Source organism: Pseudomonas sp. LjRoot277, assembly GCF_964253845.1.
Lineage (GTDB): Bacteria > Pseudomonadota > Gammaproteobacteria > Pseudomonadales > Pseudomonadaceae > Aquipseudomonas.
The window spans coordinates 533,920-545,609 of sequence record NZ_CAXURI020000001.1 but is presented as its reverse complement, the minus strand read 5'-3'; the positions used below and the strand labels follow the sequence as shown (position 1 = coordinate 545,609).

The 11,690-nt window shown below is 61.0% G+C and carries 8 protein-coding genes; 1 reads left to right on the top strand and 7 read right to left on the bottom strand.

All coding sequences use genetic code 11. The annotated features are described in order from the left end of the window. Positions 1-164: 164 nt before the first annotated feature. The gene (locus tag ACSQ87_RS02600; protein ID WP_111452973.1) at positions 165-605 is read right to left on the bottom strand and encodes a hypothetical protein; all 441 of its coding nucleotides are present in this window, start codon (positions 603-605) and stop codon (positions 165-167) included. Next, a complete protein-coding gene (locus ACSQ87_RS02595; RefSeq protein WP_436273301.1) occupies positions 568-1,197 on the bottom strand; it encodes a transcriptional regulator in 630 nt (209 codons plus the stop codon). The genes ACSQ87_RS02600 and ACSQ87_RS02595 overlap by 38 nt, the downstream gene beginning before the upstream one ends. A gap of 435 nt (positions 1,198-1,632) precedes the next feature. Between ACSQ87_RS02595 and ACSQ87_RS02590 the strand changes: the two genes are divergently transcribed. After that, entirely contained in the window at positions 1,633-2,007 is a 375-nt protein-coding gene (locus ACSQ87_RS02590; protein WP_150658382.1) for a DUF6124 family protein, read from the top strand. Between the two features lie 153 nt (positions 2,008-2,160). Here ACSQ87_RS02590 and ACSQ87_RS02585 read toward each other — a convergent pair whose 3' ends face one another. The 5 genes from ACSQ87_RS02585 to pilH all read right to left on the bottom strand — a co-directional run bounded on the left by ACSQ87_RS02585 (position 2,161) and on the right by pilH (position 11,675). Further along, positions 2,161-2,616 carry a chemotaxis protein CheW gene (locus ACSQ87_RS02585; protein WP_046053659.1) on the bottom strand — a complete coding sequence of 152 codons (456 nt, stop codon included), beginning with the start codon at positions 2,614-2,616 and terminating at the stop codon, positions 2,161-2,163. Further along, a complete protein-coding gene (locus tag ACSQ87_RS02580; RefSeq protein ID WP_436275074.1) occupies positions 2,609-8,515 on the bottom strand; it encodes an Hpt domain-containing protein in 5,907 nt (1,968 codons plus the stop codon). Before ACSQ87_RS02580 ends, ACSQ87_RS02585 begins: the two co-directional genes overlap by 8 nt. Before the next feature lie 37 nt (positions 8,516-8,552). Beyond that, on the bottom strand, positions 8,553-10,610 hold the full coding sequence (locus tag ACSQ87_RS02575) for a methyl-accepting chemotaxis protein (protein ID WP_223431170.1): 2,058 nt from the start codon (positions 10,608-10,610) through the stop codon (positions 8,553-8,555). Between the two features lie 155 nt (positions 10,611-10,765). Continuing rightward, positions 10,766-11,299, bottom strand: a complete 534-nt coding sequence (locus tag ACSQ87_RS02570; RefSeq protein ID WP_223431169.1) for a chemotaxis protein CheW — start codon at positions 11,297-11,299, stop codon at positions 10,766-10,768. Between the two features lie 10 nt (positions 11,300-11,309). Further along, positions 11,310-11,675, bottom strand: a complete 366-nt coding sequence (gene pilH, locus ACSQ87_RS02565) for a twitching motility response regulator PilH (RefSeq protein ID WP_008068134.1) — start codon at positions 11,673-11,675, stop codon at positions 11,310-11,312. Positions 11,676-11,690 lie beyond the last annotated feature (15 nt).

The window sequence follows — 11,690 nt, the reverse complement described above, 5'->3', positions numbered from 1 at the left end:
TCCCCCTCTCCCCCGTGGGGAGAGGGCTGGGGTGAGGGGTGGATTTCGAACACGCCTAGTTTTTGTGTTGAAACACCTGTTCTGAGAAAGCTCCACAGCAATCATCGACAAGTCCCAAAAAAGGACCAATCAATCCCTTTTTGGGACACTCTGCGTGGGAGCGATCAGGTCCGCGATGAACTGAAGGACGCCATCTGCTCCTGCACTCGAATCAGAAGCTGTTCAGCACTTTCCAATAGCTGCGCCAACAACGCCGGATCTTCATCCATATAGCCTTCGTACTCCGCCAGGTTTCGTCGCTCATGACACAGGGCGAATAGCCGAACCTGTACTTTGCCAATATCAGCGGTATGAACCAGGCACTGAAACACCAGATATCGCTTGTCTGAACGGTAGCCGCACAAGCGAAGAGCCGTCAGTGCAAGGGCATGGGCAGCGTTGTAAGCCAGGTCGAAACGACTCGCGAAGGAAAGCGAAGACGTTTGCGCGTCTTTCAATCGATCCACAGCCGAACGCATGAGCCCTTCGCATTCCTTGCGATCCGGCGGCTCAGCTTTCAGTCCGCCGCTACGTAACAGATTCTCCAGGTTCTCGTTGCTGCCCATCCTTGGACTCCAAAGGGTTTCCCCCCATCAGATTGATCTTGTCCTGCTGCGCTACCCGCACGACAAAACTATTTTCAGCCGCCAGTTTTGCGGCCCAGTCGCCGGGGGTGTAGAGCGTCGGGTTGAGGACGCGGCCCAGTTGTTCCTCCAGAGGCATGAGCCGCTCCATCACTTCACTGTAGTGGAGGCTTTCGCCGATCAGCATGAGATCAATGTCACTGGATGCGTTTGCCGAATCCTTGGCGATTGAACCGTACACAAATGCCCAGGTGATCTGTTCGGCAAAGGGTTGGAGCGCTTGGCGCAAAGGCTCGGCAATACCAAAGGTTTTGCGGGCGATGCCCAGCATTTCGGCATAGATCGGGCAGTCGGGATTGGCTTGATAGTGGGTCTGGTTGCCCTGACGGGTCATGGTCAGCACACCTGCCCGCTGCAATCGATCCAACTCGCGCATGAGGCTGCCTTTACCCACTTGAGCCCAGCGAGCGATCTCGTTGGCGTAAAAACTGCGGTCGGGTTTGCCGAACAACAAGCCCAGCACTTTTTGCTGAGTAGTCGTGAACAGGGCTTCGCTGAGGGAAAGGTTTTTCACAGTGGCAACCGATGAGTCCCAAAAAGGGAACGATAGGTCCCTTTTTGGGAATCTTCAACCTGTCGCGAGCCGAATGGGGTTTTGTGTTGAAAAGTTTGTCCGCAGGAACGGTGTGAGGCTACGCAGTCTGGCGTCGCTGCCTACAGCAATGCCGGAACCCGCTGACTGGTGCGGTTTTGCGTTGATCTTTATTGTTTCCGGGTCGCTGCCAATTCAGCGACCGGGTCTGGAAAACCCGAAGAACAGGATCAATGCACATGACATACTGCGGCGCTTTTTTTGCTTCGTAGTTCTAAGTTATGGCGGCTGTGCGTGGGAGACCTTCGGGTCTGCCGGGTTTGATCCTTTCTCGGTTTTTCCAGTCCGCGCACAGCTACCACCCTTTTCGTCTGGAAAACGAAAAACGGCAGCTCCATCACTACAAGGATCTTTGCCATGTTCAAACCAACTCCCAACCCGCCGGAAACCGACACCGGTTCCGACGCATCCCTCGAAGCCGAAAAACTCAAGGAAGCCGCCGACCGCGTCTTTTCCTACTACTTCCCACCCCATGAAAAACCGGGCAAGCGCCGCAAACATCACCTCTTCAGCGTTTCCCCCGATATCGACACCGAAGCCCTCCTGACCAATGCCTCCGAAGACCTGCTGTCCATCAGCGCCATTGCTGCCGATCTGGCGGACGATGTGGAAGGCTCACGCCGCTCTGTAGCCTTGGCGCTCAGCCGCATGGCGGATGGGGTGCAGTTGTTGGTGGAGCGGGCGCTGGATCATCATGAGTCGTTGCAGATGAAGGCTCGGGCCGGGGTTTAGCGCAGAAACCCTTGTGGCGAGGGAGCTTGCCCCGTTGGGTCGCGAAGCGGCCCCAAAACCTGTAACCGAGGTGTATCAGGTACACCGCACGCAATGGTTTTACGACTGCTGCGCAGCCGAACGGGGGCAAGCCCCCTCGCCACAGGGATCCGGTCAGACCAGACCCGCACTCACTAGCAGTTCTTCCAGCGCCAACAAATTCGGCACCTTGGCCACTTGCTCCCCCACCTGCACCGCCGCCTGTTCGAGCGAACACAACGGCACATCCACATAGCTCAACTGGCTATCAAGCTTGTAAGACCGCGGAATCCCCTGCACCAGCAGCGCAATGAATTTCAAATCGGGCCGCCCACCGAGAGCATTGAGGATGACAATCCGCGCCCGCTCACCGATGACGATTTTCTGCCCACACGCCGACTCAAAACTCAGCAACGGAATCTGCCGGTTCCGCCACATGACCCGCCCGAGGTACCACGGCGGCGTGTCGAGGTCGAAGGCGCTGGGTTGGTAATCAATAAGCTCCGCAACTGCGACATTGGGCAGGATCAGGTTGCGGTCAGCCAAGGGCAACAGCAGCCCGGTGAGGTTGCTGGTGCGGTGCTCAAGCATGGGTTTTGCTCCACAGGGTGATGCTTTCGAGCAGCACCGATTCCTGGTATGGCTTGCCGAGGTAGTCATTGACGCCGATGGCCATGGCGCGGTCGCGGTGTTTCTGGCCGGTGCGGGAGGTGATCATGATGATCGGCAGGTGTTGCAGACGTTCGTCGGCGCGTACCTGGGTCGCGACTTCGAAGCCGTCCATGCGCGGCATTTCGATGTCCAGCAGCATCAGGTCGGGCATGTGTTCTTCAAGCAACAGCATGGCGTCGACACCGTCCTTGGCGGTCAGCACATTCATGCCGTGACGTTCCAGCAGACGGCTGGTGACTTTGCGCACCGTGACCGAATCGTCGACCACCAACACCAGCAGTGGCTTGTGCGGCTCGACCTCCGCCTCCTGAGTCACTGGCTGTTGCGGCACACGGGCCTGCATGGCGCGGATCGGTGCCAGCAAATCGAGAATCAGCACCACCCGCCCATCGCCGAGAATCGTGGCCCCGGACAAACCCTGCACCGCCGCAAACTGCGGGCCGAGGCTTTTGACCACGATCTCGCGAGTGCCGGCCATGGAGTCGACTTGTACCGCGATGTGCCGCTCGTTGCATTGCACCAGCAACACCGGCAGCGGCAGGCTCTGGCCCAGCAGTTTCGGGCGGTGACTGGTTTTCAGCAGTTCGCCGAGGTAGCACAGTTCATAGTGTTGCCCGGCGTATTTGTAGGTCGGCGGATCGAGCCGGTAATGCCCTTCAAGCTCATTGGGCAGCACGCGAACGATGCCGTCGATGGTGTTCAGCGGGATCGCGTACTGATCATCAAAACACTGCACCATCAGCGCCCGGTTGACCGACACAGTGAACGGCAGGCGAATGCGGAAGTGCACGCCCTGCCCGGCCACAGAGTCGATGCTCATGCTGCCGCCGAGCTGCCGGACCTCTTCATGCACCACGTCCATGCCGACGCCGCGTCCGGAAATCTGGGTGATTTTCTCGGCGGTGGAGAACCCCGGTTGCAGGATGAATTGCAGGACATCGCGGTCGCTGATGTCGCTGTCCGGCGCCAGCAACCCGCGTTTGATCGCCTTGCGCCGCACCGCGTCCAGCGGCACGCCGGCACCGTCGTCGCGGATGTCGAAAATGATGTCGCCGCCCTCTCGCGACAGGTCGAGCGTGATTCGACCCTGAGCCGGTTTACCCGCCGCGATACGCACCTCGGCGGATTCCAGGCCATGATCCACGGCGTTGCGCAGCATGTGTTCCAACGGCGCGGCCATGCGTTCGAGGACGTTGCGGTCCATCTCGCCTTCGGCATTGCCGACGATGAATTCGACGTCCTTGCCCAGCTCGCTGGAGACTTGGCGGACGATCCGCTTCAAGCGCGGCAGCATCCGTTCGAACGGCACCATGCGCGTACGCATCAGGCCTTCCTGCAATTCGGTGTTGATGCGGCCCTGCTGTTGCAGCAGGTTTTCCGCGTCCTGATTGCGTCGGTCGAGGGTTTCCTTGAGGTCGAGCAAGTCGGAGGCGGATTCGAACAGCGCGCGCGACAGTTGCTGCAATTGTGAGTGGCGGTCCATTTCCAGCGGATCGAATTCTTCGTAGCCCAGGCGTTCGGCTTCGACTTGCTGACGACTGAGAATCCGCCCCTGAGTTTCAGTATCGAGACGACGCAACTGGTCGCGCATGCGCTCGATGGTGGTCTCCATCTCGCTCAGGGTCACGCGTGCATCATTGACCTGTTGTTCGATCCGGCCACGGAAAATCGACGTTTCGCCGGCCAGATTGACCAGATCGTCGAGCAGTTCTGCCGAGACCTTGACCATGTCCGCGCCGGCATCGGGTTGCAGTGCGGGCGTCTCGATTTTCGGTGTTGCGGACGCCACGACCGGTGCCGGTGCTTCGGGCACGGCCGGATGACTGAAGTTCTTGATCGCGTCGATCAGTTGATCGGCGGACGGCAATGGCTGACCGGCACGGGTCGCGTCGAGCATCTGCGCCAGTCGGTCGTGGCTGCTTTGCAACAAGCCGAACAACGCGGCGGTGGGTTGCAGTACGCCAGCCGACAGGCCTTCGTAGAGGAATTCCAGTTCATGGGCGAGGTCACCGATCGGCGCGATTTCCACCATCCGCGCGCCACCCTTGAGGGTGTGCAGGTCACGCAATAGGGTTTCCACTTCCTGACGATTCGACGGCTCGGCCTGCCAGCGCACCAGCGCCGCGCCGGAGTTTTCGATGATGTCGAAACCTTCCTCAAGGAAGATCTCCAGCAGCTCCGGATCATGGCCCGGTGAATCCTCGTTCCGTGCCGGTTCGACCGTTTCAACAGCGCTGGCGTTGCCCTGGCGAAACTCGCGAATGGCCTCGATCAGCTCACCCGGATCGCCCAATGGCCGCTGGTACTGCAACTGATCAAGCAGCTGCGCGAGCCGGTCATGACTGTGTTGCAGCAGGTGCGCCAAGGCTTCGTTGTAGGCGTAACGGCGGTCCACCAGCCCTTCGTAAAGGCTTTCCAGTTCATGGGCCAGATCGCCGACCGGCTCGACCTCGGCCATCCGCGCACCGCCCTTGAGGGTGTGCAAATCTCGCTGCAACGACAACAGCGGCGCGGCGTTGTCCGGGTCGCTCAGCCAGCGTTGCAAGGCCTGGCCGGCGCTTTCGAGGATATCCACCGCCTCTTCGAGGAAGATCGAAACGATCTCATCGTCCAGCTCAACCTGGGTCGCGGTCTGTTCCAGCTCAGCCGTGGCGCTGCCCAGTTCCCGGATGCTCAACGTGCGGCTGCCATCGCTGCGAATCAGCCCCATCGCCGACGGATCCAGGCTCTCATCGAGCAACCCGCGCAAGGCCCGAATGCGTTCCGGTTGCGGGCTGACTTCCTGGCCGGCGGCCAGTTCGTCGAGCATGTTGATCAGCGCTTCATGGGCACTTTGCGCCTCGTTGAAAAACGCCTCGCTGACCGCCAGGCTGCTTTCTTCCACCGCGCCGTAGAGGTCGAGCAAGGCTTCGCAGAGTTCATCCACCGGATGCAGATCAGCCAGGTGCGCGCCTTCGCCGAGGGTGGTCAATTCGTCCAGCAATGCGCTGAGTTCCTGCCGCTCGCCGGGATGTTGCTGCCAGCGTTGCAACAGGCTTTCGGCGTCGAGCAGGATGTCCATGCCTTTCGCGAGGAAGTTGTTGATCAGTTGCGGATCACGCTTGATGCGCAACCCGGTATTCGGTGAACTCAGGAGCGTTTCCAGACGCTCGGCCAGCAACGCCTGGGTTCGCTCGATCAATGAGCGGGCGCCGGGAATCTCGGCCAACGGGTCGGTTTTGAGCTGTCGCAACCCGAGACGGAACAGTCCTTCGGCTTCGAGTAACAGTTCGACTTCGTCCAGGTCGAGGGCGAGCAGGTGCGCCTTGTACTCACGGGCCAGTTGATCCAGCGGCGTTGCCAGCTCGGCGATCGGCAATACGCCAGCCATTGAGGCGCTGCCCTTGAGGGTGTGCAGCGCCCGCTGCAACTCGTCGCTGGCCTGCAATGGCACGTGCTCGGCGGCTTGATCGAGGAAGCGGTTGAGGCTGCCCAAATGGGTTTCGGCTTCGTTGCGGAAGATCTCGAGCAGCAGCGGATCGAGGGCGGCGACGTCTTGTGCGTCCTCGTCGGGTATCGGCCCATTGCCCTTGGCCAAGGCGTGGGCGCGTGCGGCCAATTGGTCAACGTCGTTGCGCTGGCGCTGGGCATGGTGGGCAAATTCGGCCACCAGTTCCGGCAGCAGATTCAGCGCATCGCCCAGCAGTTGTTGCACCGCTGGCCCCGGCGGAACGCTGCGTTCCAGCACGCGGTTGAGCAGGTTTTCCACCGCCCAGGCCAGTTCGCCCAGCACCAAAGCGCGGACCATCCGGCCACTGCCTTTCAACGTATGAAACGCCCGGCGCAGTTCGCTCAGGGCCGACTTGCTCTCGGGATCGGCCGACCAGCGCGGCAGGTACTCGCGGAGGATTTCCAGGACTTCATCGGTTTCTTCGAGGAACACTTCCCGCAGCTCATCGTCCACCGGTTCTTCACCGGTGGGCGGCGGCAACAGGCTTCCCGGGGTCGTCAGGGCGGGCGGGTTGATGGAGGACACGGGGCTGGCCAATACATCGGCCAGTGACTGGACGGTCTCAGGGTCATCCAGTTCCTGCAGATCCTGCATGACCTGCGCTTCACTCGGGCTGAGCACATCTTCAAGCACCGGCACCTGTTGCTCGATGGGGAAAAAGCCGAGTGAGGCCAGGCTTTTTTCCGCGACGTCGAGCAACTTTTCGCCCGGCGCTTCGGGGTCGTCGCTGAGGCGCTCCAGGTAATACTCGATGCTGGTGATGACGTCGGCCAGGCTGTCCAGTTCCTGCCAACCGGGATGATCCGGATCGAGCAGCAGGTGCTCGCGGATAAAGTGGTTGCACGTTTCGATCAGGCTCGCCGCACGGCTCAACGGAATCATCGCCAGCGCACCGCGCACCTGGGTCAGCAACGCCGGCAATGGCTGCAAGTGCTGGCGATCCCAGTCGGCGTCAATGTAGTCGACGATCATGTCCTTGGCCTGTTGCAGGCAGATGCGCGCTTCCTTGATCACGATCTGATGGATCTGGGTCAGGTCGGTGGTCGGCAGGCGGCTGTCTTCCTGGCTTTCCGGCTCGACGGTGCCGACCATGCCGGCGAGGGTCGCTTCGACGTAGAGCAAGGCACCGGCGACGTCCATCAGGATCGCGTCGTTGGGCTCACGCTGGCCCTGGGCGAGGCTGAGCACCACCGCCAGTTGGTCGATGATGACCTTGCGTGGCTGGCCGAAACCGAGCACCGCCAGGGTGTCGGCGATTTGCCGCAGGGGCGCCAGCAAGCTTTCGAGGTCCGAGGTGTGCTGGCGGTCGCTGCGCACGAACAGGTCCAGGCGTTCCTTGACCCGCACCAGCTCTTCACACAAAGCGGCCAACACCGAGCGCATGGCATCGCGGTCGGGACCGGCCAGCCGTGCTCGTTCTTCGTCGACCATTGCGCTGTCAGGCAGCGCGTCGTCCAGTCCGTAGCGATCTTTCATGGTCAGCATCTGCCCGGTGGGATGTTCGGCCTTGGCAATGTAGAACAGCAAACTCTTGAGTAACTCTAGCGGTGCTGGCTGATTGATTCCGGGCATGCCCTGTTCGAGCAGGCGCTTCAGTTCTTTGTCAGCCTCCTTGAACAGACTGCGCAACGCCGGACTGTTGGCAATCGAGCCGCCGCGCATGCCTTCGACCAGCGCCGAGGCGACTTGCCACAACGGGCTCAAGGGCGCGTTGCCGCACAGCCCCTCGAGGCGCGCAAAAACCTTGGTCAGGTAACCGAGATTGGTTTCGCCGTCCTGCTCACGCAGCAGTCCGACCAGGGCCATCTGCAACATCTGCCGCAACTTGCGCAGCACATTGGGTAAATCCGCCGGTTCCAGCAGTGCCAGCGACTCTTCGTCCAGGGGCGGCAGGTCCGGCAATTGCGGGCTGAACAGGCTGGTTTCCGACAACAGGCTTTCGCCACGGGCGCTGCGCAGGTCGTTGATCAATGGCAACACCACCAGCGGCAGGTCACGGCGCGCACCTTGCACCCGGTCGAGGTAAATCGGCAGCTGCCCAAGGGCTTGCAGCAACAGGTGGAGCGTCTCATCGCGATGACTGACGCGGTTCTGTTGCAAGGCGGAGGTCAGATGTTCCATCTCTTCGGCGAGCAGCGCCGCGCCGTAGAACTCGACCATCTGCAAACTGCCGTGAACCTGATGGATGCACGCCAGGCATTCACTGAGCGCGTGCGTCGCCTGCGGGTCATCAAGCAACGTTTCAATCGCCTGGTGAGCCACTTTCAGCGTTTCGGCAATCTCGCCTTTGACCCACTCGAGGGCCACATAGTCGTGCCGATCACCCATAACCACTCCACTCATAATTCGCGCGCCTCAAGGCGCATCACACTTTATCCGCAGCCTGCGCCTTGGCGGCCGGCAAGGTGAAACCGGATACCGAACGCCGCAGCTGGCTGGCCATTTTCGCCAGGTTGCCAATGCTCTCGGCGGTGGCGGTGGAGCCGGACGAGGTCTGCGTGGTGATCTGCTGGATCACGTTCATCGTCAGGGAAATCTGACCGGCCGAAGACGTCTGTTGCTGTGCTGCGTTAGAAATACTCTGGATCAACGCGGCGAGGGTCTTCGACACGCCTTCGATTTCTTCCAGGGCCACTCCGGCATCCTGCGCCAGACGAGCGCCACGCACCACTTCGGTGGTGGTCTGCTCCATGGAAATCACTGCTTCGTTGGTGTCGGTCTGAATCGCCCGCACCAGGGTTTCGATCTGCCGGGTGGCGGCGGACGAGCGCTCGGCCAGCCGCTGGACTTCATCGGCGACCACCGCAAAACCGCGCCCGGCATCACCGGCCATGGAGGCCTGGATCGCCGCGTTGAGCGCAAGGATGTTGGTCTGGTCGGCAATGTCATCGATCAGGCTGACAATGTCGCCGATTTCCTGAGAGGACTCGCCGAGGCGTTTGATGCGCTTGGCGGTGTCCTGAATCTGCTCGCGAATATTGTCCATGCCGTGGATGGTGTTGTGCACCACCTCGTTGCCCTTGTTGGCGATTTCCACCGAACGCTCGGCCACCGCCGACGATTCCGCGGCGTTGGCCGAGACCTGATCGATGGACTGGGCCATGTCGTTGATCGCGGTGGAGGCTTCGGCAATCTGCTGTGCCTGATGCTCCGAGGCCTGGGCCAGGTGCATGGCGGTGGCCTGGGTTTCCTGCACGGCGGCGGCGACCTGGCCAGCGGTGAGGTTGATGGTCGCTACGAGATCGCGCAGTTGGTCCACGGAATAGTTGATCGAGTCAGCGATGGTTCCGGTGAAGTCTTCGGTCACCGAGGCGGTCACGGTCAGGTCGCCGTCCGCCAGGTCTTCGATCTCGTCGAGCAGGCGCATGATCGCGTTCTGGTTGCGCTCGTTCTTCTCGGCCGTTTCGCGCAGCTGACGATTGGTTTCACGGACCATCACCAAGCCAATGAGGATGATCGACATCAGCGCCAACAGGCCCAACACATAGCCGCCAATGGTGTCGGTGTTGCGCCCACGGGCCAGGTTTTCGAAACCGCCGGCCAGGTGCGAGGCTTCCTCGAGCAGGGTCTGCGACAGGGTGAAAATTTGGGTGGCCGACTCGCGGACCTTGAACAGCTCCGGCGAGGTTTCGAGGATCTCATCCACCGAACCCGAGACGAACTCGAACAACTCAGAAATCTCGATCAACCGCGCGCGAGCATCGCGGTCTTCGACCTGACTGACTTTCAGTGACGGATTGCCCTGGAGCATGCCGTTGAGTACCTGGCCGAATCGCGCCGCATCACGACCGAAGGCGTCGGCGGCCTGCTGCGAGTTTTCATCACCGGACAGCACGGTGTTCACCGCACCGAGAATCCGCTCAGCCAATAGCGACTGGCGCTGCGCCATGGCCACCTGCGCGGCCGGGGCACCGCGCTGGAGGAGCGTTTCGACGACTTTTTCGTACTCGACCTGCAACTGCGGCACGGTTTCGGCCAGGGTCGCGGCGACTTGATGCAACGACAGCACGGTCTGCTCGCTGGAGAGGATCGCGTCGGTGTTTTTCAACAGACGTTCCCAGTCCAGCTGCACGGCGCGCATTTCCGGGCGCACGGTGGACGGCGCCGGCGGCAGGCCGGTGGCGGGATCGCCTTTCTTCAGATAGCCCCAGCGTTGGGCAAAGTCATTGCGCGCATCGCTCAGCAGCTTGAACGCCGCCGCCTTGCCGGCAGCAGCTTCGGTGGCGTTCTTGGCAATGCGCTGGGACAGCACGCGCAGCTCACCGGCGTGGCCGATGTACTGTTTGTCGTACGTGGCCTGGGTGTTGAGGTACGCGAAGTTGGCGAACAGCAGCATGATGAAGACGATCAGCGCGATGAACAGCGCGATGATCTGTGACCGGCTGCGCGACCCTTCTGGCTTGCCTGTTTTTGCTTTTATCATCGGTCCTCGCCTGTTAACCACACCTGTGAACCTTGCCGAGAACCCTGTGGGAGCTGGCTTGCTCGCGAAAGCGGTCATTCATTCGACATCAATGCTGACTGACCCACCGCCTTCGCGAGCAAGCCCGCTCCCACATTGGATCTGCGTCATTCCGTTTACAGCGCTACGTGCATGAAGCTTTGTGACTGCACCAACGCATACGGGCTGAACACCTGCCAGGTCTGCTCGCGCTGAAACCGGCCTTTGATGAACGGTGCAATCGGGCCGCTCAAGGTATCTACCGGTTCCAGGCTGTCCTGGGCAAAGTGCTGCAAGCCGAAAACCTCATCGACCATCAACCCGGTAAACACCTCGTTATGCTCCACCACCAATACCCGGCGCTGCTTGCGCACGGCTGACAGCTCATGCCCGAAGAAGCCGCACAAATCGATGATCGGCAACAGGCGCCCGCGCAGATTGGCCACGCCCTTGACCCAGGGTCTGACCCCTGGCAGCTGGGTGAACCGAGGCTCGTGCAACACTTCGCTGACCTCGCCCATCGGCGCGACGTACCAGTGCTCGCCCAGACGGAAGCCGATGCCGCTCCAGCTGTCTTGCCGGGTCGGCTGGGACGGCAAGTCCGCCGCCAGCAGACGACAACGCTGGTCGATCTGCAGCAGCAGTTCGAAAGCCGTCAGCGACTCGGTCATGGCTGGACGATCAACCGGCCAGCACGTTGTTCAGGGTTTTGATCAGGGTTTCTTCGTCGACCGGTTTGGTCAGGTAGTCCTTGGCGCCCTGGCGGGTGCCCCAGACTTTGTCGGTTTCCTGATCCTTGGTGGTAATGATGATCACCGGGATGTGCCCGGTTTCCGGGTCTTTGGTCAGTTGACGGGTCGCCTGGAAACCATTGAGGCCAGGCATGACGATGTCCATTAGCACCGCGTCAGGTTTTTCCTGACGGGCCAGGGCCACGCCGTCGGCGCCGTTTTCGGCTTTCAACACTTCATGACCGTGCTTTTCCAGCATGCCGGTCAGTTTGTACATTTCGGTCGGCGAATCATCGACGATCAGAATACGTGCCATGGTCTTCCCCATTCT

Bases quoted from the DNA above. Each gene is read 5' to 3' on its own strand.
- ACSQ87_RS02575 (WP_223431170.1), bottom strand. From the start codon at position 10,610: ATGATAAAAGCAAAAACAGGCAAGCCAGAAGGGTCGCGCAGCCGGTCA.
- ACSQ87_RS02580 (WP_436275074.1), bottom strand. From the start codon at position 8,515: ATGGGTGATCGGCACGACTATGTGGCCCTCGAGTGGGTCAAAGGCGAG.
- ACSQ87_RS02600 (WP_111452973.1), bottom strand. From the start codon at position 605: ATGGGCAGCAACGAGAACCTGGAGAATCTGTTACGTAGCGGCGGACTG.
- ACSQ87_RS02590 (WP_150658382.1), top strand. From the start codon at position 1,633: ATGTTCAAACCAACTCCCAACCCGCCGGAAACCGACACCGGTTCCGAC.
- ACSQ87_RS02585 (WP_046053659.1), bottom strand. From the start codon at position 2,616: ATGCTTGAGCACCGCACCAGCAACCTCACCGGGCTGCTGTTGCCCTTG.
- ACSQ87_RS02570 (WP_223431169.1), bottom strand. From the start codon at position 11,299: ATGACCGAGTCGCTGACGGCTTTCGAACTGCTGCTGCAGATCGACCAG.
- pilH (WP_008068134.1), bottom strand. From the start codon at position 11,675: ATGGCACGTATTCTGATCGTCGATGATTCGCCGACCGAAATGTACAAA.